Source organism: Tepidimonas alkaliphilus, from assembly GCF_007556595.1.
In the GTDB taxonomy this organism is placed as follows: Bacteria; Pseudomonadota; Gammaproteobacteria; order Burkholderiales; family Burkholderiaceae_C; genus Tepidimonas; species Tepidimonas alkaliphila.
Genome location: NZ_VJNB01000006.1, coordinates 27,009 through 48,626, shown reverse-complemented (window position 1 = coordinate 48,626; position 21,618 = coordinate 27,009). Strand labels below are relative to the sequence as shown.

Below are 21,618 nucleotides of genomic sequence, written 5' to 3'. Positions count from 1 at the left end.
GCACCCCGCTACGCTGGCGCGCCATGAGCGAGCAGTCTTCGCTGTCGGCGCTGGGAGACGCGGTCGATGCAGTCCCCGCATCGGGCCAGCACACCAGCCCCCGGTTGCGCGCGGATTTTGCCACCGCGTTGCCGGAGCTGGCCATCCCTTGGTCGGCGCGGCGCTGGCCGGCCCCCGCGCTGCTGACGCTGGAGGAGCCGCTGGCGCAGGCACTGGGCTGGTCCCCGGCGTGGCTGCGCGGCCCGCAGGGCGTCGCGTTCCTCACCGGGCAGGCGCTGCCGCCGGGGGCGCGTCCGGTGGCGCAGATCTACGCCGGGCACCAGTTCGGCGGCTGGGTGCCGCGGCTCGGCGACGGGCGCGCGCTGCTGCTCGGCGAAGCCGAGTTGGCCACCCCCGCCGGGCCGCGCCGCGTGGACGTGGCGCTCAAGGGCAGCGGCCCGACGCCGCTTTCGCGCGGCGGCGACGGGCTGGCGGCGCTGGCGCCGATGCTGCGCGAGGCGCTGGTCAGCGCCGCGATGCATGCGCTGGGCATCCCGACCACGCGCGCGCTGGCGGTGCTGGCCACCGGCCAGACGGTCTGGCGCGACGGCGAGCCGCTGCCCGGCGCGCTGCTGGTGCGCGTGGCCGCCAGCCACCTGCGCGTCGGCACCTTCCAGTGGGTGGCGGCGCAGGGCGATGCGGTGCTGCTGCGCCGGCTGCTGGCCTTTGCGCTGCGCCGCCACGACCCGGATCTGGCCGCCGCGCTGCCGCCGGTGCCGGAGGGTGGCGTTCCGGAGGTGCCGGCGGAGGTGGCGCTGGACTGGCTGCGCGCGGTGGTGGCGCGGCAGGCGCGCCTGGTGGCGCAATGGATGGCGGTCGGCTTCATCCACGGCGTCATGAACACCGACAACATGGCCATCGGCGGCGAGACGATCGACTACGGCCCGTGCGCGTTCATGGAGGCGTTCGACCCCGCCACCGTGCACAGCTCGATCGACCACGGCGGGCGCTACGCCTGGGGCAACCAGCCGCGCATCGCGGCGTGGAACCTGGCGCGGCTGGCCGAGACGGTGCTGCCGCTGCTGCACACGGACGAGGAACAGGCGGTGGCGCTGGCCACCGAGGCGGTGCGCGGCTTCACGCCGGCGTGGCGGCGCGCGTGGCGCGCGGCGATGCGCGCCAAGCTTGGCCTGACGCCGCCCGGGGCGGCGCCCGCCGCCGGCCCCTGGGCGTGGCAGGACGACCAGGGGCTGGATGACGCTTGGGCGGCCGACGACGACGCGCTGATCGCCGACTGGCTGGCGCGGCTGCAGGCGCAGGAGGCGGACTGGACGCTCGTGCACCGGCGGCTGGCGGAGGTGGCCGCCGCCGTGGACGACGGCGAGACGGCGCGGCTGGCCGCGGCCCGTGCGGCGCTTTCCCCCCTGCTGCGCGAGCCGGCGGCGCTGGACGGGTGGCTCGTGCGCTGGGTCGCGCGGCTGGCGCGCGGCGGCATTCCGGCGCGGGAGGTCGCCGCCGCGCTGCGCCGCGCCAACCCGGCGGTGATCGCGCGCAACCTGCGGGTGGAGGAGGCGCTGGCCGCCGCGCTGCAGGGCAGCCTGGCGCCGTGGCGCGCGCTGCACGCCGCGCTGCAGCGCCCGTTCGACGAGCCGGCCGACCCCCGCCACGCCGAGCCGGCCCCGCGCGACTGGGCGCGGCGCTACGTCACCTTCTGTGGCACCTGATGGGTGGGTGGTGGCGGACGCCTCCCGCGCGTTGGGTTTCTGTAATATCGTTGGTGTCCCGCCGAAGCCGACTCCGTTCAGATCGGAGAACTCAGGACGTGAAACCCTCCGAAGCCCTCGCAGCCCACCGCGCCGCGATCCGCCGCATCGTCGAGGCCCACCACGCCCGCAACGCGCGCGTGTTCGGCTCCGTGCTGCGGGGGGAGGACGCCGACGGCAGCGATCTCGACTTGCTGGTCGACCCGACGCCGCAGATGACCTTGTTGGATCTCGGGGCGATCCGGCACGAGCTCGGCCAGCTGCTCGGCGTGCCGGTCGACGTGCTGACGCCGGGCGCGCTTCCCTCTGGCTTCCGGATCGCCGTGCTGGCCGAGGCCGAGCCGGTATGACGCCCCGTGCCCGGCCGCGGCTGGCGGAGTATCTGGCCCACATCCTCGAGGCCATCGAGCGCATCGACCGCTATACCGCCGGTCTGGATGAGGCCGGTTTTCTGCGCGAGGCGCTGGTGCAGGATGCGGTGATCCGCAATCTGGAGATCATCGGCGAGGCCAGCCACGGCATCCTGCGGCACCACCCGGAGGTGGCCGCCGCCCATCCGGAGCTGCCGCTTGCAGCGGCGTACCAGATGCGCAACGCGATCGCGCACGGTTACTTCTGCGTCGATCTGGCGATCGTCTGGCGTACCGTCCAGCGGGACCTGCCGGACCTGCGGCGCCGTGTACAGGGGCTGGCCGCCGGGCTGGATCAGGCGGGTGAGGGCGCCGAAGGCGGCTCTCGCTGAGCGCGATGCGGTGGCGCCCGCCGGACCCATCCGGCCGGCCCGCTCCCTTCGGCGCGACGGGGATTGCCCACGCCAACCCAAGCGGTCCCCCGGCCGTGAAAGCCAGTGGCCGGGGCCGGCGCGGCGCGGGGCGGCTACGATGGCGGCGATGGCGGTGCGCCGCGCGGCAGGGGCCGCGCCGCAGTCGCCCGAGCGAGGAGACCCGGATGACGACGACCCCTTCCGAGACCCTGCCGGCCTTCGACGGCCGTGCCCTGATCGACGGCCAGCGCGTGTGGGCGCGCGACGGCCAGACTTACGCCAAGCACTCGCCGGTGGACGGCCGCCTGCTGGCGGACGTGGCGCGCGGCGGCGGCGCCGACATCGACGCGGCGGTGGCGGCGGCGCGCGCCGCGTTCGAGGACGGGCGCTGGGCGCGCCAGGCGCCGGCGGCGCGCAAGCGCGTGCTGGTGCGCTGGGCTGAGCTGATCCTGGCGCATGCCGACGAGCTGGCGCGCATGGAGACGCTGGACATGGGCAAGCCGGTGCGCTACGCGCGCAGCGTGGACGTGCACAGCGCCGCGAACTGCATCCGCTGGTACGGCGAGGCGATCGACAAGGTGTACGACGAGATCGCGCCCACCCCGCGCACCGCGCTGGCGCTGGTGACGCGCGAGCCGGTCGGGGTGGTGGGCGTCATCGTGCCGTGGAACTACCCGATGCTGATGGCGGCGTGGAAGGTCGGCCCGGCGCTGGCGGTCGGCAACAGCGTGGTGCTCAAGCCCAGCGAAAAATCGCCGTTTTCCGCGCTGCGGCTGGCGGAGCTGGCGCTGGAAGCCGGCCTGCCGCCGGGGGTGTTCAACGTCGTGCCGGGCTTCGGGCCGGAGGCGGGCAGCGCCCTGGCGCTGCACATGGACGTGGATGCGATCGCGTTTACCGGCAGCACGCGCGTGGGCAAGCAGATCCACGTCATGGCCGGCCAGAGCAACCTCAAGCGCGCCTGGACCGAGCTTGGCGGCAAGTCGCCCAACCTCGTGTTTGCCGACTGCCCGGACCTGGACCGCGCGGTGCAGGCGGCGGTGGGCAGCGTGTTCTTCAACCAGGGCGAAAGCTGCAACGCGCCGTCGCGGCTGTTCGTCGAGGCCTCCATCAAAGAAGCATTTTTGGAGCGGGCGCTCCAGCTGGTACCGCGCTACCAGCCGGCCGACCCGCGCGACCCGGCCACGGTGATGGGCGCGATCGTGGATCGCCAGCAGCTCGGCACCGTGATGCGCTACATCGAGCTTGGGCAGGCCGAGGGCGCGCGGCTGCTGGCCGGTGGGCAGGCGGTAGAGCCGGTGCCGGGCGGCTGCTACGTGCAGCCGACCATCTTCGACGGCGTGCACAACGGCATGACGATCGCGCGCGAGGAGATCTTCGGCCCGGTGCTGTCGGTGATCTCCTTTACCGACCCGCAGGACGCGATCCGCCAGGCCAACGACAGCATCTACGGCCTGCAGGCGGCGGTGTGGACGCGCGACCTCAACAAGGCGCACGCGGTGGCGCGCGCGCTGCGCGCCGGCACCGTGCACGTCAACCAGTACGACGAGGACGACATCACGGTGCCGTTCGGAGGCTTTCGCCAGAGCGGCATCGGGCGCGACAAGTCGCTGCACGCGCTGGACAAGTACACCGAGCTGAAGACCACCTGGATCCGGCTGGATGATCCTTTTTAAGGTGGGTCAGAGGCCATTGGGCTGAAGGCGCCGGGCGCTTGAGGCGCTGCGCGTTGCGACGGGGCGCGCCGGTATCATTGCTGGCCTGCCATGTCCGCTTCGCCCAGCCCCCCCACGCCTTGGCCCAGCCCTTGGTGGCTGCGCGCGTTGGCGCGTCTGCCGCTGCCGGTGCTGCGCGGCGCGGGCTGGTTGCTCGGGGCGGCGCTGTGGGCGGGCGGCGGGGCGCGGCGGCGCGTGGTGTGGCGCAATTTGGCGCTGTGCTTTCCGGCGCAGCCCTGGTGGCGGCGCGGCGTGTGGACGTGGCGCACGTTCGTGCATTTTGGCCAAGCGGTGCTGGACCGGTTGTGGTTGTGGCATGCCCCGGCTGCGGTGGTGGCGCAGCGCGTGCGGCTGGACGGCGCGCTCGATGCGTTGCGCCAGCCCGGCCCGGTGCTGGTCTTTGCGCCGCACTTCATGGGGCTGGACGCCGCCTGGACGCGGCTGACGCAGGCCATCCAACGTCGCTGGGCCGGGATGTATGCGCCGCAGACCCAAGCGCGCCTGGACGCCTGGGTGCGCGCCGGCAGGCAGCGCTTTGGCGCGCCGATGACGGTGTCGCGCCACACCGGCATGCGCGGCTTGGTGCGGGCGCTGCGGCAAGGCTACGCCGTCTATTTGTTGCCGGATATGGATTTGGGCGCGGAGGCGGCGGTCTTCGTGCCGTTCTTTGGCGTGCCGGCGGCCACCGTGACGTCGCTGGGGCGCTTGGCGGCGCTGGGGTCGGCGCCGGTGGTGCCGGTGATCGCCCGTCTCGATGCGCGCGGCTACACCGTGCGCGTGTTGCCCCCGCTGCAAGGTTTCCCCATTGGTGATGATCGCGCCGACGCCGCGCGCATGAACGAGGAGCTGCAACGCTGGATCATGGCGGATCCAAGTCAGTATCATTGGTTGCATCGGCGTTTTAAAACCCGGCCGCCTGGCGCGCCTTCGCTCTACTGAAGGGGGGCGCCAGATCGGCGGGGCCGAGGGAAAACCATGTCGCCCGCTGCCGGCTGTGCGTTGTGTGTGATGCGCGCCGCGTGCGCGCTGCAGCCGCTTTTGGACGATCTGAGGCTGACGCAAGCGCTGGTGCGCGAACGGCGTCTGACCAGCGGGGACGCCGTGATGGTGCAAGGGCAGGTGGCGCAGCAGCTGGCCACGCTCAAAGTTGGCGCGCTGATGCTGCGGCGCAATCCTGGGGTGGGCGGACCGCGCACGGTGGCGGTGCTGGGCGCTGGATACGTGCTGAGCTTGCGCGCCTTGCTCGCGCAGCGTCCCGGGGCCCATGCCGTGGCCATGGTGCCCTCGCGCGTCTGTGAGGTGCCGCTGGCGCCTCTGCGCACCTTGCTGCAGCGCTCGGCTCCCGCAGCGCGCTGGCTGGCGTTGCAGCAGCTGCGCGTGACCGAAACCCTGGCCGATTGGGCGGCGGTGGCGCGCTTGCCCGATGCCCTTTCGCGCGTGGCCGCTGCCGTGCAATTGTTGCAGCGGGAGCTGGGCACGCGCGAGGTGACGCTGCCGCCGCGCGACGATTGGGCCCAGCTGTGCGGTTGCGCGCCGGAAACCACATCGCGGATGTTGGCGCGGTTGGAGCAAGAAGGCCGACTGCGGCGCACGGGCCGAGGTCGCGTGGTCTGGCTGGGGGCGTCGCTGATGTCAAGGTCGCCGGGCTGATCCAACGCAGGATGCGTGATTTTTGTCATTTCAGGTGTCCGCGGCGTCGGTTTTTGCCCACGAGGCCTTGACGGCAACCGTGCCGACCGTCAGCCTAGGTAGATCGCTTCAGGGCGCTTGCGCGCCCGCGGAGGGAGCTGCCAATGCGCGTCAATTTGCCCGTCACCCAGCGCGAATATCCGTTCGATGGTCGTCACACCTTGCTGTCCACCACGGACCCTCAAGGGCGTATCATTTATGCCAATTCGGCTTTTGTGGCCATCAGTGGCTTCGACGCCGCTGAGCTGACCGGCCAGCCGCACAACCTCGTGCGCCATCCGGACATGCCGCCCGAGGCCTTTGCCGACATGTGGGCCACGATCAAGGGGGGCGAGTCGTGGACCGCGCTGGTGAAAAACCGGCGCAAGGATGGCGACCACTACTGGGTGCGCGCCAACGCCACGCCGATGGTGCGCGATGGGCGGGTGGTTGGCTACCTCTCGGTGCGCACGGCGCCGACGCGCGCCGAGATCGAGGCGGCTGACGCGCTGTACCGGCGCTTCCGCGAGGGCCGTGCGCAGGGGCTGGCCTTCCATAAGGGGTTGATCGTGCGCACGGGGTGGCAGGCCTGGCGCAGCCTGCCGCAGCGGCTGTCCACCGCCGCGCGCATCCGCCTGGCGGTGTGGGGTACGGCGATGCTGCCGGTGCTGGTGGGGGCGGGCATGGCAGCGCTTTCAGGATCGTGGCGGGCCGAGGGTGTGGTGGCCGCCATGGCGCTGCTGGCGGCGCTGCTGGCGGACGTGTTCCTGACGCGGCAGATCGTGGCACCGCTGCGCGCGATCCGGCGCCAGGCGCAGGCGGTGGCCAGCGGCTCGCCGGGCGATAACCTCAACCTCAACCGGGTGGACGACATTGGCATGGTGCTGCGCGCCATCAACCAGGCTGGGCTGAACCTGCGCGCGTTGGTGGACGACGTGGTGCAGCAGGTCGGCGGCATCAGCGCCGTGGCCGAGCAGATCGCGCAGGGCAACGAAGACCTGTCGGCGCGCACCGAAAGCAACGCCGCGAGTCTGGAGCAGACCGCCGCTTCGATGGAACAGCTCACCGCCACCGTCAAGCACAACGCCGACAGCGCGCAGCAGGCGAGTCAACTCGCCACCAGCGCCAGCCAGACCGCCGCCGCCGGCGGCCAGGTGGTGCAGGACGTGGTGCGCACGATGGAGCGCATCACCGCCAGCTCCCAGCGCATCGAGCAGATCGTCGCCGTCATCGACAGCATCGCCTTCCAGACCAACATTCTGGCGCTCAACGCCGCGGTGGAGGCGGCGCGCGCCGGCGAGGCGGGCCGGGGCTTTGCGGTGGTGGCTGGCGAAGTGCGTCAGCTTGCGCAGAGAAGCGCCGAGGCGGCCAAGGAGATCAAGGCGTTGATCCAGGGCAGCGTGGCCGAGGTGCGCGGCGGCGCCGAGCTGGTGGCGCAGGCCGGCGCGCGCATGGACGCCATCGTCGCGCAGGTGCGCCAGGTCACGCAGCTTGTCAATGAGATTTCCGCTGCCAGCGCCGAGCAGGCCAGCGGCGTGGCGCAGGTCGGCGAGGCGGTGGCGCAACTGGATCGCAACACCCAAAGCAACGCCGCCTTGGTGGAACAGATGACCGCGGCGGCGCGCAGCCTGCACCGGCAGGCCAAAGTTTTAGGCGATGCCGTGGCGGTGTGGCGCGGCACGGCGGCCAGGGCCAGCCCGCGCTCCACCGAAGCCCTTGAAGCCAAAGCCGTGGTTGCCGCCAATGAGCAAGAAGTTCAAGCGGCGCGATCCAGGCGTCGGCGCGCAGCGTAAACGCCGCAGCCTAAGGGAGGAACCGACCAGTGATGACGACCAAAGAGCCAACCCTGATAGACGGCAGCTGTGCGGAGTGGGCGGTGCACCCGCGCCTGCGCGAGGCGTTGGCCGAGGGCGGGTTGGGCATGGCAAATCAGGAACTCGGTCAAAAGCTGCTGGCCGCTGCGCCCGATGCCGTGTTGCTGGTCGATGGCCAAGGCACCATTGTGCTGGCCAATGCCGCGGCGCAGGCGCTCACCGGATACGATCCGCAGGCGCTGGTGGGCCGCTCGTTGGATGTGCTGCTACCCCCCGAAGTGGCCGCGCGGCATCGCGTCTGGGTGCAGCAGTTTTTTCGCCATCCCTGCGCCAGACCCATGGGTCGGGTGCCCCACTTGCGACTGCGTCATCGTCGGGGCCATGAGGTCCCGGTGGATGTGGCGCTCAACGTATGTGAGGTGGCGGGCGCGGCCTGTGCCGTGGTGTTTGTGCGCGACGCCACGCAATCGCGCCGCATGGCCGAGCTGTTGCACCATCAGGCGACCCACGATGCGCTTACAGGCCTGTTCAACCGCGCTCAATTGCATGAGTGGCTGGAGCTGACGGCGCGGCAGGCGCAGCGCGCGCAGCGTCGGGGTGCGGTGTTGCTGATCGATTTGGACGACTTCAAGGCCATCAACGACGGCTACGGCCATCATGCCGGTGATCGCGTGTTGATCGAGGTGGCGCGGCGCTTGCGCCGTCATGTGCGGGCGGCGGACGTGGTGGCGCGCTTGGGCGGCGACGAGTTCGTCGTGGTGCTGTCCGACGTCAGCGACCCGCAGGCCGCGCTGGCGGTGGGAGATAAGTTGTTGCGCGCGCTGACCGAGCCCGTGGAGCTGGAGGCGGTCGAAGTTGCGGTGGGGGCGTCGATTGGGGTGGCGCTGTTCCCGGACGATGCGCAGGCGGCTGAAGCGCTGTTGCGCGCCGCCGATTTGGCCATGTATGCCGCCAAAGAGGGTGGGCGGCGCGGCGTGGCGCGCTATGAGCCATCGATGGGGGATGCGTTGGATCAGCGGGTGCGCCTGCAGCAGCGCTTGCAACAAGCGTTGCGACGCGGCGGCTTAACCTTGCATTACCAGCCGCAGATGGAGGTGGCCGATGGCCGAGTGCACGTGGTGGAGGCGCTGTTGCGCTGGCACGATGCCGAGTTAGGGGCGGTGCCGCCGCAGCGCTGCATCGCGGCGGCCGAAGCCAGCGGGCTGATCGTGGCGTTAGGCGACTGGGTGCTGGATGAGGCCTGCCGACAAGCGCGCTGCTGGCGCGATCAAGGCGCTGACCTGCGGGTGGCGGTCAACCTGTCGGCGCAACAATTTCGCTTGCCGGATCTGCCGCAGCGCGTGCAAGCCACGCTGCAGCGCCACGCGCTGGAGGGCGCCGCACTGGAACTGGAAATCACCGAGTCACAAGCCATGAACAACCCGGCGCAAGCTTGCGCTAAGCTGCAGCAGCTGGTTTCGCTGGGTGTGGTGATTGCGCTGGATGATTTTGGCACCGGCCACTCGTCTCTGGCTCAGCTCAAGCGCTTGCCGCTGCACCGCATCAAAATCGACCGCGATTTTGTGCGCGGCGTCACCCACGATGCGATGGACGACGCCGTGGTGCGTGGCGTGGCGCAGTTGGCAAGGCTGCTCCAGTTGCAAACGGTGGCCGAGGGCGTGGAAACCGAAGAACAGCGCGGCCACGTGATCCGGTGCGGGGTAACCTCTATCCAAGGTTGGTGGCTGGCGCCAGCGTTGCCCGCTGAAGAGCTGGGACGGTGGTTGCAAGATCGGGCGGGCGAGCCATGCTTGCCGCGATCCGCAGCGCCCGCAACGCGACCCACCTAGTGTGGCTCAGCCTTCCTGTTTGGGCTCGGTTTTGCAAGTGTTGATGCCAAAGATGGCGTAGGGAGGGCACCAGCCGATCAACCCGGTGGCCAGTGGCAGGATGCCGATCCAGCCCCAAACACCGATCGTGCCGGTCGCGGTGGCAACGATCAACGCCAAACCGATGATGATGCGCAAAACGCGATCAAGGCCTCCAACGTTGCGGGTCATGATGCTCCTCCTTATCGATAACAGCAACGCCACAGTGAGCGCATCGATACGATACCTTGCACTCTACGACGTTTGTTTGACAGTTGGCAAGCCCCCGTTGCCTCGGTTGCCGAGTTTCACGTGAAACACGTCGCGCGCTGGGGCCCTTTCGGCGGCGGAGGCGCCTGACTGAGCTAAACGACCAGCTTTTGAATGAAAGGCCATGTCTGCCGCGACCGAGCTGTCTTGGGATAAGCTTAAAAGACCTCAACGCCGCACTGGCCGAGCAGGGGGACATCGATGGTTCTGCGCCTTCAGGAGATCGACCATCGGATCCGCGAGCTGCGCGAGACAGGGCGCGAGACCGACCGCCAGCTGCGCGAGCTCAAGCGCCAGATCGGCGGGTTGGGTGACAAGTTCGGCTCCTTTGGCGAGGGCGTGGCGCTGCCGACGATGGAGCGGCTGCTGCGGCGGCGCTTTCACATGGACAACGTGGCCCCGCGGCTGCGCGTGCGCCGCGACGATCGCGAGCGCGAATACGACGTGCTGGCCTGGGCCAACGGCAAGGTCAACACGGTGGTGGTGGTGGTGGAGGTCAAAAGCCGCGTCAAGCGCGAGGCGATCGGCCAGCTGATCGAGCAGCTGCAGACGCTGTTTGAGTTCCTGCCGGAACTCAAAGGAAAAGCGCGCATCGGGATTCTGGCCGGCATCGACGGGGATGCCGGGGTGGAAGAAGAAGCCCAAGCGGCAGGTCTCTACACTGCGCGCATCCGTGATGAGATGTTTGAGCTGACCACGCCCAAGCGTTTCAAGCCGCGGCGTTGGCGAGTCGTCGTTGATCGACCCCGGTGCAGGGGCGATCCCTTTCGTGGGAAAATCCAAATCAATGGGAGCAAGGCCGAGTCCTTTTTGGGACTGCGGCCTTCTGTTGCTGGAGCACTCGGCCGATGCTGTATTCGGAAGCGTTCGATGTCATCGTGGTGGGCGGCGGGCACGCCGGCACCGAGGCGGCGCTGGCTGCGGCCCGCATGGGCTGCCGCACGCTGCTGCTGACGCACAACCTCGAGACGCTGGGCCAGATGAGCTGCAACCCCTCGATCGGCGGCATCGGCAAGGGGCATCTGGTCAAAGAAATCGACGCGCTCGGCGGCGCGATGGCGCTGGCCACCGACGAGGCCGGCATCCAGTTCCGCATCCTCAACGCCAGCAAGGGGCCGGCGGTGCGCGCCACGCGCGCGCAGGCCGACCGCAAGCTCTACAAGGCCGCGATCCGGCGCCGGCTGGAAAATCAGCCCAACCTGTGGCTGTTCCAGCAGGCGGTGGACGACCTGATCGTCGAAGGGGATCGTGTCGCGGGGGTGGTGACGCAAATCGGCATTCGCTTTCGGGCCCATGCGGTGGTGCTGACCGCAGGCACCTTTCTGGATGGCAAGATCCACGTCGGTCTGCAGCACCACAGCGGCGGGCGTGCCGGCGACCCGCCGGCGGTGGCGCTGTCGGCGCGGCTCAAGGAGCTGAAGCTGCCGCAGGGGCGCCTGAAGACCGGCACGCCGCCGCGGCTGGACGGCCGCACGATCGACTGGAGCCGCTGCACCGAGCAGCCGGGCGACGGCATGCCGGGCTCCGAGACCGAGGGCCGCCCGGTGCCGGTGTTCAGCTTCATGGGGCGCCCGGAGATGCACCCGCGCCAGCTGCCGTGCTGGATCACGCACACCAACCCGCGCACGCACGAGATCATCCGCTCCGGCTTTGACCGCAGCCCGATGTTCACCGGCAAGATCGAAGGGGTCGGGCCGCGCTACTGCCCGAGCGTCGAGGACAAGGTCAACCGCTTCGCCGACAAGGACAGCCACCAGGTGTTTCTGGAGCCGGAGGGGTTGGACACGCACGAGGTGTACCCCAACGGCATTTCCACCAGCCTGCCGTTCGACGTGCAGCTGGCGATGGTGCGCTCGATCGCCGGGCTGGAGCGGGCGCACATCCTGCGTCCGGGTTACGCCATTGAATACGACTACTTCGATCCGCGGGCGCTGCGCGCCACGTTCGAGACCAAGGCGATCCGCGGCCTGTTTTTCGCCGGGCAGATCAACGGCACCACCGGCTACGAGGAGGCGGCGGCGCAGGGGCTGCACGCCGGCCTCAACGCCGCGCTGCAGGTACTGGGGCGCGAGCCGTGGGTGCCGACGCGCGACCAAGCCTACCTCGGCGTGCTGATCGACGACCTGATCACCAAGGGCGTCACCGAGCCGTACCGCATGTTCACCAGCCGCGCGGAGTATCGGCTGCAGCTGCGCGAGGACAACGCCGATTTGCGACTGACCGAGATCGGGCGCCGCCTTGGCCTGGTGGACGACGCGCGCTGGGACGCCTTCTGCCGCAAGCGCGACGCGATCGAGCGCGAGACGGCGCGGCTGAAGGCCACGTGGGCGCACCCGCGCAACGTGTCGGCGGCGGAGGCCGAGCGCGTGCTGGGCCAGCCGCTGGCGCACGAGCACAGCCTGTTCGACCTGCTGCGCCGCCCGGGGGTGGGGTACGAGGCGCTGATGTCGCTGGAGGGCGGGCGGTTCGCGCCGCCAGCGGACGGTGTTTCACGTGAAACCCTGGGCGAGCTGTATGAGGCGGTGACGGAGCAGGTCGAAATCGCCGCCAAATATGCGGGCTACATTGAGCGCCAGCGCGAGGAGGTGCAACGCGCCGCCGCTTATGAGCACTTGCGTTTGCCCGAAGACCTGGACTACATGCAGGTTCCGGCGCTCAGCATCGAGGTACGGCAAAAGTTACAGCAGCATCGTCCCGAAACGCTTGGCCAGGCCGCCCGCATTTCTGGCGTCACGCCGGCGGCGATCTCGTTGTTGCTGATCCACCTCAAACGGGGGCGTTTCAAGGGCTTTGGCGACGCGCCCGCCGCTGACGCCAAGGATGCGGCCACGCCGCTTGCAGCATGAAGGCGTCCGAGGCCCAACGGCCAGGAGCCCTGGCCGCGGGATTGCACGCGCTCGGGCTGACGCTGGACGAGGCTGCGCAACGTCGTCTTCTCGACTACCTGGCGCTGTTGCAGCGCTGGAACGCGGCGATCAACTTGACCGCGCTGCGCGATCCGGCGCAGATGCTGACCCGCCACCTGCTGGACAGCTTGGCGGTGCTGAGGCCACTGCGGCGGGAGCTGGCAGCGCGCGGATGCGAGAGTGCGGCGCGCATCCTCGACGTCGGCTCCGGCGCCGGACTGCCGGGGGTGGTGCTGGCGATTGCCGAGCCGCGCTGGCAGGTGGTCTGCGTTGACGCGGCGGCCAAGAAGACGGCCTTCGTCACGCAGGCGGCAGCGACGCTGGCGCTGCCGAATCTGCGCGCCGTGCATGCGCGCGTGCAGGAGTTGGACGGGCCGTTCGACGTCGTCACCGCGCGGGCGTTCGCGACGCTGGCCGACTTCGTCACTTGGTCGCGGCCGGCCTTGGCGCCGGAGGGCGTGTGGATGGCGATGAAGGGCCGCGTGCCGCACGACGAAATCGCCGCGTTGCCGAGCTGGGCCGAAGCGTTTCACGTGGAACCGCTGACCGTGCCGGGGCTGAACGCGGAGCGCTGCCTGGTCTGGCTGCGCCGCCGGGGCGACGACAAAACCCCTTAAACTCGCCGCCGGCTGGGCCAACCAAAAAAGGGGAGCGCATGGCGCGCGTGTTTTGCATTGCCAATCAAAAAGGCGGAGTGGGCAAAACCACCACGGCCGTCAACCTGGCCGCCGGCCTGGCGCGGGTCGGTCAGCGGGTGCTGCTGATTGATATGGATCCGCAGGGCAACGCCACCATGGGCTCAGGGTTGGACAAGCGGGTGCTGGCGCCGACGGTTTACCACGTGTTGCTGGGAGAGGTCGCGCTGAACGAAGCCGCCCGTTACTCGGAGCCCGTTGGTTACCACGTGTTGGGGGCCAACCGCGATTTGGCCGGCGCCGAAGTGGAGCTGGTGGGACTGCAGCGCCGCGAACTGCGCTTGCGAGACGCGCTGCAAGCCGTGCAGGACGATTACGACTTTGTGCTGATCGATTGTCCGCCCAGCCTCAGTTTGTTGACACTCAACGGCTTGTGCGCCGCGCACGGCGTGATCGTGCCAATGCAGTGCGAGTATTTTGCGCTGGAAGGCTTGGCTGACCTGGTCAACAGCATCAAGCAGGTGCACGCCAACCTCAACCGCGATTTGCGCTTGATCGGATTGCTGCGCGTGATGTTCGATGCCCGCATCACATTGCAGCAACAGGTCAGTGATCAGCTCAAGGCGCACTTCGGCGACAAGGTCTTCGACACCGTCATCCCGCGCAATGTGCGGCTGGCCGAAGCCCCGAGCTTCGGCCTGCCGGGGGTGGTGTTTGACCCGTCGGCACGCGGCGCCAAGGCGTTTGTGGATTTTGCGCGCGAGATGGTCGCGCGCATCGAACGAATGTGAACTTGATGAAGTTGAACCGAAAACCCAAAGGATTGGGGCGCGGGCTGGATGCGTTGCTCGGGCCGAGCGTAAGCGAGCCTGGCCCGGACGCGCCGCGCGAATTGCCGCTATCAGACTTGGTGCCGGGGCCATACCAGCCGCGCACCCGCATGGACGAAGGCGCGCTGTATGAGCTGGCCGAAAGCATCCGCGCTCAAGGCATCATGCAGCCGGTGCTGGTGCGCCGGCTGCCGGAGGACGTCGGCGAGGCACGACTGCAGGCGTGGCACGCCAGCCCGGCTGGCCAGCCGTTTGCGCCGGCGGCGCCGCGCGGCGCGCGTCCGGTCTACGAGATCATCGCCGGCGAGCGGCGCTTCCGCGCCGCCCGGCTGGCCGGGCTGGAGGCGGTGCCGGTGCTGGTGCGCGACGTCGCCGACGAAGCCGCCGCGGCCATGGCGCTGATCGAAAACATTCAGCGCGAGGACCTCAACCCGCTGGAGCAGGCGCAGGGTTTGCAACGGTTGATCCGTGATTTCGGCTTGACGCATGAGCAAGCCGCGCAGGCGATTGGCCGCTCCCGTAGCGCCGCCACCAACCTGTTGCGCCTGCTGCAACTGGCTGAGCCGGTGCAAGCAATGCTGCTGGCCGGCGACCTTGACATGGGCCACGCGCGCGCCTTGCTCAGTCTGGACAAAGCGACGCAGATCACCGCCGCGCACACGATTGCGGCCAAGGGGCTGTCGGTGCGCGAGGCAGAAGCGTTGGCCCGTCGCTTGGGCGTGCCCGCGGCGCCAAAACCGCGTCAGGCGCGCGAGCCCGACCCCGATGTGCGGCGGCTGCAAGACGAGCTGTCCGACCTTCTGGCCGCGCGTGTCGAGGTGCGTGTCCACAAGCGCCTCAAGCGGGGCGGTCGTTTCGACCAACAGGGGGAGCTTGCGATCGCATTCAGCTCATTGGATGAGCTGGACGGCTTGCTGCAACGCCTGCGAGCGCTGGCCGGCTAGCAAGGTGCGGGGCCGGGCTGTGGTGCGCCGACTCTATCGGGACGTCAAGCCTGCCCGGACATCGGATCGCTGGCCGCTGCCGGCGCTGCTGCTGTGGCTGGCGGCGTGGGCCGGCTACGTGGCCCTGCGCGTCGGCTTGCAGCGGCCGGTGGCCGAGGCGTTCGGGATCGTCGCGCTGCTGGCCAGCGTGTGGGCGATCCGCCGCGGCGCCACGCCGGCGCGCCGCGTCATGATGGCGCTGGGCTTTCCGCTGTCGTGGGTGCTGGCCGCGGGGCTCGTGCCGGTGCCGCCGGCGTGGGCGTGGGCGCTGCTGCTGCTGGCCGCCGCGGCGCTGTACCCGTGGCGGGCGTGGCGCGACGCGCCGCTGTACCCGACCCCGCCGGGCGCGCTGGACGGGCTGCGCGAGGCGGTGTGGCTGCCGCCGCGCGCGCGCGTGCTGGACGCCGGCTGCGGCGCCGGCGACGGCCTGCGCGCGCTGGAGCGCGCCTACCCCGACGCCGAGCTGCACGGCGTGGAGCGCGCCTGGCCGCTGGCGCTGCTGGCGAGGTGGCGTGCGCCGGCCGGCGCGCGCGTGCGCCGCGGCGACTTCTGGGCCGAGGACTGGTCGCGCTACGACCTCGTGTACCTGTTCCAGCGGCCGGAGACGATGCCGCGCGCGGCCGCCAAGGCCGCCGCGGAATTGCGCCCGGGCGCCTGGCTGGTCAGCCTGGAGTTTGAGGCCGCTGCGTGGCAGCCGACGGCGGTGTGGCGCTGCCCGGATGGCCGTCCGCTTTGGCTCTATCAGCAACCGCTGGCGCGGCGAACCCTTCCAGAATCTTGCCCGGATTGAGAATGTTGTGCGGATCCAACGCGCGCTTGATCGCGCGCATCAGCGCCAGCGCCTCCTCGCCGGCCTCGGCGCGCAGGAAGCCCATCTTGTGCAGGCCGACGCCGTGCTCGCCGGTGCAGGTGCCGCCGCCGGCGATCGCCCGCTGCACCAGCGCGGCGTTGAGCGCCTCGGCGCGCGCGCGTTCCCCGGCGTCGTCGGGGTCGATCAGGTAGCCCATGTGGAAGTTGCCGTCGCCGACGTGCCCCACCAGGAAGTAGGGCAGCCCGGCGGCGTCGGCCTCGGCCACCGCGGCGGTGACGTGGTCGGCCAGCTGGCTGATCGGCACGCACACGTCGGTGGTGATGCACCGGCACCCCGGGCGGCTCTGCACGGCGGCGAAGTAGGCGTGGTGGCGCGCCGTCCACAGCCGCGTGCGCGCCTCCGGCGTGCTGGCCCACTCGAACGCCTGCCCGCCGTGCTCGGCGGCCAGCGCCTGCACCGTCTCGGCCTGCTCGCGCACGCCGGTGGGCGAGCCGTGGAACTCCATCAGCAGCATCGGCTCCTCGCGCAGCGAGAGCTGGCTGTGCCGGTTGACCGCGCGCACCGTGCGCGCATCCAGCAGCTCGCAGCGCGCGATCGGCACGCCCATCTGGATGATGGCCATCGTCGTGCGCACGGCCGCCTCCACGCTTGGAAACGAACAGACCGCGGCCGAGACCGCCTCCGGCAGCGGATAGAGGCGCAGCGTGATCTCGGTGAAGACGCCCAGCGTCCCCTCGCTGCCGACGAACAGACGCGTCAGATCGTAGCCGGCGCTGCTCTTGCGCGCGCGCGTGCCGGTGCGCACCACCGCCCCGCTGGCGGTGACGACCTCCAGCGCCAGCACGTTGTCGCGCATGGTGCCGTAGCGCACGGCGTTGGTGCCGCTGGCGCGCGTGGCGGTCATGCCGCCCAGCGTCGCATCCGCCCCCGGGTCGATCGGGAAGAACAGCCCGAGGTGGCGCACCGCCTCGTTGAGCTGCTGGCGCGTCACGCCCGGCTGCACGGTGGCGGTCAGGTCCTCGGCGTGCACCGCCAGCACCCGGTTCATGCGCGTCAGATCCAACGCCAAGCCCCCTTGCACCGCCAGCACTTGACCCTCCAGGGATGACCCTGCGCCAAAGGGAATGACCGGTATTGTCCAATGCGCGGCCAGCCGCATCGCATCGGCCACGTCTTGCGTGGACTGCGCGAACAGCACCGCCGCCGGCGGCGGCACGTGCGTGAAGGCCGACTCGTCGCGGCCGTGCTGCGCGCGCACCGCCAGCGCCGTGGACAGCTGCGCGCCGAAGCGCGCCTGCAGCGCGGCCAGCGCCTCGGGCGGCACCGGGCGCGACTGCACGTCGGGCAGGAGGGGGGCGGTCAGGGGGGCGTTCATCGAGAGGCCTTCCGGTGGACTGCGCAGGCTTGGACGCCGGGGTGGGGCTTGCGGTATCAGGATGGGTCAGTCGGCCGCCCAAGGGTTGACCACGTCGACCTCCAAGTCGGCGAAATGGCGCCGGTTGCGGGTGACGATGGTGGCACGGTGCGCCAGTGCGATGCCGGCGATCAGCGTGTCGCGCAGATCGACCGGGCGACCCTGGCGCCGCCGGCGGGCCGCCAGTTCGGCCGCCAGTGTCGCCGCCCGCGCGTCCAGCGGCAGCACGCGCCAGCGCAGGTCATCCTCCAGCAGCGCCTCCAGCGACGCCAGCAACGCCTGCCGGCGCCGGCCCTCGCTCAGCAGGGCCAGCCCGTAACGCGCCTCGAACACCGTGATCGTGGTCGTCCATACCGTCTCAGGCTCCTGAGCGTCGAGCCACGCCACCACGCGCGCGTCCGGTTCGCGCCGCATCAGGGCCGACAGCACGTTGGTGTCCAGCAGCTTCACTGCGGCGGCTCCATCGGCTGCGCCTCGTGCCCGTGCCACGTCGGCCATTCGTCGTCGAGGCCCAGTCCGGCGAAGCGCGCCGCGATGCGCGAACCCAGCCCCGGCGCTGCCGCCGCGGGCTCCTCCTGCACCGCGCGGCGCAGGATGCGGCGCACCTCCTCTTCCATGCTGCAGCCGTGGCGCGCCGCGCGCGCCTTCAGTGCCTGCTTGACGCCTTCCTCCAGACGTCGCACCACCACCTGCGCCATCGGTCGTCTCCACGCGTGCCAACCATTCGATCGGACGGATGCTATCACGCTAGCAGCACCGTGGCCGTCACCACGCTGGATAATGCCGCGGTCGCATCGCCGAGGAACCTCGCACCATGGGCCACCGCTTGACCCAAATCGCCACCCGCACCGGCGACGCCGGCACCACCGGCCTGGGCAACAACCAACGCGTCAGCAAGAGCAGTTTGCGCATCCATGCGCTGGGGGATGTGGATGAATTGAATTCCCACCTGGGTTTGCTGCTGACCGAGCCGCTGCCCGAAGATGTGCGCGCGCTGCTGATCACGATTCAGCACGAGCTGTTCAACCTCGGCGGGGAGCTGAGCATGCCGGGCCACGCCTTGCTCAAGCCCGAAGCCGTGCTGGCGTTGGATCAGGCGCTGCACGACTACAACCAGCGGCTGCCGCGACTGCAGGAGTTCATTCTGCCCGGCGGCACGCGCGCGGCGGCGCTGGCGCATGTCTGCCGCACGGTGGCGCGCCGCGCCGAGCGCAGCTTGGTCGCCTTGGGGGAAGCCGAAGCGTTGCACGCCACGCCGCGTCAATATCTGAATCGGCTCAGCGACCTGCTGTTTGTGCTGGCGCGCGTGCTCAACCGTCACGGCGGCGGCGACGACGTCTATTGGAACAGCGAGCGCCTGCGCCGCGGCGGGGCGGACTGATACCGTGGCGTTTGTCGGTTTTTTTCTGACATCGGGGTCATCCGCCGTCGGATCGAGCAACAGACACCTTCGGATTCAAGCCAAGCAGAGCGGTTTTCACAATCCTTTTCAACGCAACACCGCTTGCCACTTTGTGCTAGGAAGCCCGAACCAAGTGGCGAGCCCGCTGAGAAGGAGCACCGCCATGAGCGACACCGCCATCCTGCCGCACGACGACGAGCGCGAGCAGTTGCTGGCTGAAATCCGCGAGGTCAACCTCACCTACCTGATGCTGGCGCAGCGTTTGATTCGCGCCGACAAAGCCGAGGCGACGTTTCGCCTGGGTCTGACGCAAGAGGCTGCCGACCTGATCGCAGCCCTCTCGCCGGCGCAACTGCTCAAGCTGGCCAGCACCAACACCTTGCTGTGCCGCTTTCAGGCCGACGACGAGATGGTCTTTGCGCTGTTGGCCAGCCGTCACGCGCCGCAACGTTCCCTGGGCGAGGCAGCGCAACGTCTGCACGGCAGCATCCTGATGGCCAGCCGCCTGGCGCAAGCCGCCGCCTGACGCCCCGTCCCCATCCCCGCCCCGGAGCCCTGCCATGACCGCCGTCACCGCCACTCGCAAGTCCGCCGCCAAAAGCCTGTTGGCCGAAAGCCGCGACGTCGAGCGCGCCGTGCAGCTGATCCAGCTCGGCGCGCGCCTGCAGGTGTTGGAGAGCGAAACCAACCTCTCTTACGAGCGGCTGCTCAAGCTCTACAAAGAGGTCACCGGGCGCTCACCCAGCAAAGGCCAGCTGCCGTTTTCCACTGACTACTTTTTGCAGTGGCAGCCCAACATCCACGCCTCGCTGTTTGAAAACATCCGGCAGTCGTTGCTGAAGGCGGCTGCCATCGACAACATCGACGCCGTCATGAAGGCGTATCGGCTGTATGCCGAGCAGATGCGCGCCTGCGGTCTGCAGCCGTTGCTGTCGTTGACACGAGCCTGGCGGTTGAGCCGTTTTGTGGATGCCGGGATGCTGGCGCGCGCGCGTTGCACGCAGTGCGGCGGCCACTTTGTGGCGGATCCCTACGTCAACCACCGCCACTTCGTTTGCGGCCTGTGCAAGCCGCCGGCGCGCGCTGGCAAGGGCCGCGCGCAAGGCGCGCTGCGCGCCGAAGCTTGAGCCGTGACGAGCTCGGGGGAAGCGCCGGCGCTACGATCGCGCCATGGCTGCCGTCCCTAACGCCGAGGCTCACCCCAACCCGCTGGCTGCGTTGCAGGCGCGCATCGATGCGTTTGCGCAGCAAGACCGCGTGCAGGCCGGCTCGCTGATCGTCACCGTATTCGGCGACGCCGTGTTGCCACGCGGCGCGCGGCTGTGGCTTGGCAGTCTGATCGAGTTGCTGGCGCCGCTCGGGATCAACGAGCGCCTGGTGCGCACCGCGGTCTATCGGCTGGTGCAGGAAGGGTGGCTGGCCACCCGCGCGCACGGGCGGCGCACCGACTACCTGTTGACGGAGGCGGGGCTGGCGCGCGTGGATGAAGCGGCGCGCCAGATTTACGCCGCGCGCGCGCCGAGCTGGGATCTGCACTGGCGGCTGCTGGTGGTCACCGAGGCGCTGCCGGCGCGCGTGCGCGAGCGGCTGCGCCGATCGCTGTTCTGGCAGGGCTGGGGCGAGCTGCCTGGGGCGATCTACCTGCACCCGAGCGCCGACCTCGACGCAACCTTGGACGCGCTGGGCGCCGACGGGCTGGGCGCTTGGGTCGGCGCGCTGCTGCCGCTGCGCGCGCAGCGGCTGCCGTTGCGCGGGGTGGCGCCCAACCGCTCATTGGTGCAGCAGGCCTGGAATCTGGCCGCGCTGGCGCAACACTATGCGGATTTCGTGGAGCGCTACGCTCCGATCGAGGCCGCGTTGCGCGGTCATGCGGTGCCGCCGCCACTGGCCTTTCTGGGCCGCACGCTGCTGATCCACGACTGGCGTCGCCTGCTGCTGCGCGACCCGCAGCTGCCCGCTGAGCTGCTGCCGCGCGAGTGGCCGGGCGAGCGGGCGCGTCAGGTATGCCGTCGCCTTTATCGGCTGTTGCTGGAGCCCGCCGAGCAGCACCTGGATCGCTGCGTGCGGCTGGCCGACGGCCAGGCGCCGACGGCGGCGGCATGGCTGTGGCAGCGCTTTGAGCCGCTTGACGACACCTGTTCGCTGGGCGAGCCGCCTGGCGTTTGAGCATCCACGCAAGCGGGACGCTGGGCGCGGCGATGCAGCGCGGGCGCGTGGCCTGACCACACCGCTGGTCGGGCCGGTGGCAGGATCGTGCGCTGTTGCGGGAAAACCCCTATGGGCGGAACCACGCGATCGATTGATACTGAAGTTGTCTTCAATGAGGAACTTTTTGTATCACGATGACCGGCGCCACTTCGACTTTGACCGATCCTCAGGTTTTGGCCGAAGCGGCGGCCGCCGCGATGTGGGCACGCGACCGCGCCTGCCAGGCGCTGGGCATGCGGCTGGAGGCCGTCGGCCCGGGCCGCGCGGTGATGTCGATGCCGGTGCGCGCCGACATGGTCAACGGCCACGCGATGTGCCACGGCGGGCTGATCTTCACGCTGGCCGACAGCGCGTTTGCCTACGCCTGCAACAGCCACAACCACAACACCGTGGCCTCGGCGTGCCAGATCGATTTCCTGAGCCCCGCGCGCGAGGGCGAGGTGCTGGAGGCCGAGGCGGTGGAGCGCGCGCTGGCCGGCCGCAGCGGCGTCTATGACATCACGGTGCGCGCGCGCGGCAGCGGGCGGTTGGTGGCGCTGTTTCGCGGCAAGAGCCACCGCATCGGCGGCGAGGTGATCGCTGGCCTGCAGCAGGCGCAACCCCACGCCTGAGT

Annotated in this window: 22 protein-coding genes; 18 read left to right on the top strand and 4 right to left on the bottom strand. The window is 70.0% G+C overall.

Annotated elements, in window-relative coordinates; genetic code table 11:
• Positions 1–23 precede the first annotated feature (23 nt).
• From Talka_RS06865 to Talka_RS06830, 8 genes are all read left to right on the top strand, one after another.
• Positions 24–1,703 carry a protein adenylyltransferase SelO gene (locus tag Talka_RS06865; RefSeq protein WP_143890380.1) on the top strand — a complete coding sequence of 560 codons (1,680 nt, stop codon included), beginning with the start codon at positions 24–26 and terminating at the stop codon, positions 1,701–1,703.
• 98 nt (positions 1,704–1,801) lie between these two features.
• Positions 1,802–2,092, top strand: coding sequence for a nucleotidyltransferase family protein (locus Talka_RS06860; RefSeq protein WP_143890379.1), 291 nt, complete (start codon positions 1,802–1,804; stop codon positions 2,090–2,092).
• Positions 2,089–2,484, top strand: coding sequence for a HepT-like ribonuclease domain-containing protein (locus Talka_RS06855; RefSeq protein WP_143890378.1), 396 nt, complete (start codon positions 2,089–2,091; stop codon positions 2,482–2,484). Before Talka_RS06860 ends, Talka_RS06855 begins: the two co-directional genes overlap by 4 nt.
• A gap of 206 nt (positions 2,485–2,690) precedes the next feature.
• A complete protein-coding gene (locus Talka_RS06850) occupies positions 2,691–4,178 on the top strand; it encodes an aldehyde dehydrogenase (protein WP_143890377.1) in 1,488 nt (495 codons plus the stop codon).
• Between the two features lie 90 nt (positions 4,179–4,268).
• Complete coding sequence (locus tag Talka_RS06845) at positions 4,269–5,156, top strand: lysophospholipid acyltransferase family protein (RefSeq protein ID WP_143890376.1); 888 nt, start codon at positions 4,269–4,271, stop codon at positions 5,154–5,156.
• 36 nt (positions 5,157–5,192) lie between these two features.
• On the top strand, positions 5,193–5,867 hold the full coding sequence (locus Talka_RS06840; RefSeq protein WP_143890375.1) for a Crp/Fnr family transcriptional regulator: 675 nt from the start codon (positions 5,193–5,195) through the stop codon (positions 5,865–5,867).
• Between the two features lie 143 nt (positions 5,868–6,010).
• Positions 6,011–7,678: a methyl-accepting chemotaxis protein gene (locus Talka_RS06835; RefSeq protein WP_143890374.1), complete on the top strand. Its 1,668-nt coding sequence runs from the start codon at positions 6,011–6,013 to the stop codon at positions 7,676–7,678.
• Between the two features lie 32 nt (positions 7,679–7,710).
• The gene (locus Talka_RS06830) at positions 7,711–9,528 is read left to right on the top strand and encodes a putative bifunctional diguanylate cyclase/phosphodiesterase (protein ID WP_246100616.1); all 1,818 of its coding nucleotides are present in this window, start codon (positions 7,711–7,713) and stop codon (positions 9,526–9,528) included.
• A gap of 6 nt (positions 9,529–9,534) precedes the next feature.
• On the opposite strand, the gene Talka_RS06825 is transcribed toward Talka_RS06830, so the two are convergent.
• A complete protein-coding gene (locus Talka_RS06825; protein ID WP_143890372.1) occupies positions 9,535–9,738 on the bottom strand; it encodes a YgaP family membrane protein in 204 nt (67 codons plus the stop codon).
• Between the two features lie 279 nt (positions 9,739–10,017).
• Here Talka_RS06825 and Talka_RS06820 point away from each other — a divergent pair, with 279 nt between their 5' ends.
• The 5 genes from Talka_RS06820 to Talka_RS06800 are packed head-to-tail and all read left to right on the top strand — an operon-like array spanning position 10,018 to position 15,131.
• Complete coding sequence (locus Talka_RS06820) at positions 10,018–10,770, top strand: hypothetical protein (RefSeq protein WP_185970090.1); 753 nt, start codon at positions 10,018–10,020, stop codon at positions 10,768–10,770.
• Positions 10,665–12,662 carry a tRNA uridine-5-carboxymethylaminomethyl(34) synthesis enzyme MnmG gene (gene mnmG, locus Talka_RS06815; RefSeq protein ID WP_143890371.1) on the top strand — a complete coding sequence of 666 codons (1,998 nt, stop codon included), beginning with the start codon at positions 10,665–10,667 and terminating at the stop codon, positions 12,660–12,662. Before Talka_RS06820 ends, mnmG begins: the two co-directional genes overlap by 106 nt.
• Positions 12,659–13,339: a 16S rRNA (guanine(527)-N(7))-methyltransferase RsmG gene (rsmG, locus tag Talka_RS06810; protein WP_143890370.1), complete on the top strand. Its 681-nt coding sequence runs from the start codon at positions 12,659–12,661 to the stop codon at positions 13,337–13,339. Before mnmG ends, rsmG begins: the two co-directional genes overlap by 4 nt.
• Positions 13,340–13,377: 38 nt before the next feature.
• Positions 13,378–14,148 (top strand): ParA family protein, encoded by a 771-nt coding sequence (locus tag Talka_RS06805; protein WP_143890369.1) that lies wholly within the window; start codon positions 13,378–13,380, stop codon positions 14,146–14,148.
• Positions 14,149–14,153: 5 nt separating this feature from the next.
• The gene (locus tag Talka_RS06800; protein ID WP_143890368.1) at positions 14,154–15,131 is read left to right on the top strand and encodes a ParB/RepB/Spo0J family partition protein; all 978 of its coding nucleotides are present in this window, start codon (positions 14,154–14,156) and stop codon (positions 15,129–15,131) included.
• Between the two features lie 701 nt (positions 15,132–15,832).
• Here the strand turns inward: Talka_RS06800 and Talka_RS06790 are convergent.
• The 3 genes from Talka_RS06790 to Talka_RS06780 all read right to left on the bottom strand — a co-directional run bounded on the left by Talka_RS06790 (position 15,833) and on the right by Talka_RS06780 (position 18,093).
• Positions 15,833–17,356: an FAD-binding oxidoreductase gene (locus Talka_RS06790; RefSeq protein ID WP_143890367.1), complete on the bottom strand. Its 1,524-nt coding sequence runs from the start codon at positions 17,354–17,356 to the stop codon at positions 15,833–15,835.
• Positions 17,357–17,422: 66 nt separating this feature from the next.
• Complete coding sequence (locus tag Talka_RS06785; protein ID WP_143890366.1) at positions 17,423–17,845, bottom strand: type II toxin-antitoxin system VapC family toxin; 423 nt, start codon at positions 17,843–17,845, stop codon at positions 17,423–17,425.
• A complete protein-coding gene (locus Talka_RS06780) occupies positions 17,842–18,093 on the bottom strand; it encodes a FitA-like ribbon-helix-helix domain-containing protein (protein ID WP_185970089.1) in 252 nt (83 codons plus the stop codon). The genes Talka_RS06785 and Talka_RS06780 overlap by 4 nt, the downstream gene beginning before the upstream one ends.
• A gap of 116 nt (positions 18,094–18,209) precedes the next feature.
• On the opposite strand from Talka_RS06780, the gene Talka_RS06775 reads away from it, so the two are divergent.
• From Talka_RS06775 to paaI, 5 genes are all read left to right on the top strand, one after another.
• Positions 18,210–18,776, top strand: coding sequence for a cob(I)yrinic acid a,c-diamide adenosyltransferase (locus Talka_RS06775; RefSeq protein ID WP_143890365.1), 567 nt, complete (start codon positions 18,210–18,212; stop codon positions 18,774–18,776).
• Positions 18,777–18,960: 184 nt separating this feature from the next.
• Positions 18,961–19,323, top strand: a complete 363-nt coding sequence (gene flhD, locus Talka_RS06770) for a flagellar transcriptional regulator FlhD (RefSeq protein WP_143890364.1) — start codon at positions 18,961–18,963, stop codon at positions 19,321–19,323.
• 34 nt (positions 19,324–19,357) lie between these two features.
• A complete protein-coding gene (gene flhC, locus Talka_RS06765) occupies positions 19,358–19,924 on the top strand; it encodes a flagellar transcriptional regulator FlhC (protein WP_143890363.1) in 567 nt (188 codons plus the stop codon).
• A 43-nt stretch (positions 19,925–19,967) separates the two neighbouring features.
• Positions 19,968–20,963: a phenylacetic acid degradation operon negative regulatory protein PaaX gene (paaX, locus tag Talka_RS06760; protein ID WP_185970088.1), complete on the top strand. Its 996-nt coding sequence runs from the start codon at positions 19,968–19,970 to the stop codon at positions 20,961–20,963.
• A 176-nt stretch (positions 20,964–21,139) separates the two neighbouring features.
• Positions 21,140–21,616: a hydroxyphenylacetyl-CoA thioesterase PaaI gene (gene paaI, locus Talka_RS06755; RefSeq protein WP_143890362.1), complete on the top strand. Its 477-nt coding sequence runs from the start codon at positions 21,140–21,142 to the stop codon at positions 21,614–21,616.
• Positions 21,617–21,618 lie beyond the last annotated feature (2 nt).

Bases quoted from the DNA above. Each gene is read 5' to 3' on its own strand.
- Talka_RS06865 (WP_143890380.1), top strand. From the start codon at position 24: ATGAGCGAGCAGTCTTCGCTGTCGGCGCTGGGAGACGCGGTCGATGCA.
- Talka_RS06855 (WP_143890378.1), top strand. From the start codon at position 2,089: ATGACGCCCCGTGCCCGGCCGCGGCTGGCGGAGTATCTGGCCCACATC.
- Talka_RS06850 (WP_143890377.1), top strand. From the start codon at position 2,691: ATGACGACGACCCCTTCCGAGACCCTGCCGGCCTTCGACGGCCGTGCC.
- Talka_RS06845 (WP_143890376.1), top strand. From the start codon at position 4,269: ATGTCCGCTTCGCCCAGCCCCCCCACGCCTTGGCCCAGCCCTTGGTGG.
- Talka_RS06840 (WP_143890375.1), top strand. From the start codon at position 5,193: ATGTCGCCCGCTGCCGGCTGTGCGTTGTGTGTGATGCGCGCCGCGTGC.
- Talka_RS06835 (WP_143890374.1), top strand. From the start codon at position 6,011: ATGCGCGTCAATTTGCCCGTCACCCAGCGCGAATATCCGTTCGATGGT.
- Talka_RS06830 (WP_246100616.1), top strand. From the start codon at position 7,711: ATGACGACCAAAGAGCCAACCCTGATAGACGGCAGCTGTGCGGAGTGG.
- Talka_RS06825 (WP_143890372.1), bottom strand. From the start codon at position 9,738: ATGACCCGCAACGTTGGAGGCCTTGATCGCGTTTTGCGCATCATCATC.
- Talka_RS06820 (WP_185970090.1), top strand. From the start codon at position 10,018: ATGGTTCTGCGCCTTCAGGAGATCGACCATCGGATCCGCGAGCTGCGC.
- mnmG (WP_143890371.1), top strand. From the start codon at position 10,665: ATGCTGTATTCGGAAGCGTTCGATGTCATCGTGGTGGGCGGCGGGCAC.
- rsmG (WP_143890370.1), top strand. From the start codon at position 12,659: ATGAAGGCGTCCGAGGCCCAACGGCCAGGAGCCCTGGCCGCGGGATTG.
- Talka_RS06805 (WP_143890369.1), top strand. From the start codon at position 13,378: ATGGCGCGCGTGTTTTGCATTGCCAATCAAAAAGGCGGAGTGGGCAAA.
- Talka_RS06800 (WP_143890368.1), top strand. From the start codon at position 14,154: ATGAAGTTGAACCGAAAACCCAAAGGATTGGGGCGCGGGCTGGATGCG.
- Talka_RS06790 (WP_143890367.1), bottom strand. From the start codon at position 17,356: ATGAACGCCCCCCTGACCGCCCCCCTCCTGCCCGACGTGCAGTCGCGC.
- Talka_RS06780 (WP_185970089.1), bottom strand. From the start codon at position 18,093: ATGGCGCAGGTGGTGGTGCGACGTCTGGAGGAAGGCGTCAAGCAGGCA.
- Talka_RS06775 (WP_143890365.1), top strand. From the start codon at position 18,210: ATGGGCCACCGCTTGACCCAAATCGCCACCCGCACCGGCGACGCCGGC.
- flhD (WP_143890364.1), top strand. From the start codon at position 18,961: ATGAGCGACACCGCCATCCTGCCGCACGACGACGAGCGCGAGCAGTTG.
- flhC (WP_143890363.1), top strand. From the start codon at position 19,358: ATGACCGCCGTCACCGCCACTCGCAAGTCCGCCGCCAAAAGCCTGTTG.
- paaX (WP_185970088.1), top strand. From the start codon at position 19,968: ATGGCTGCCGTCCCTAACGCCGAGGCTCACCCCAACCCGCTGGCTGCG.
- paaI (WP_143890362.1), top strand. From the start codon at position 21,140: ATGACCGGCGCCACTTCGACTTTGACCGATCCTCAGGTTTTGGCCGAA.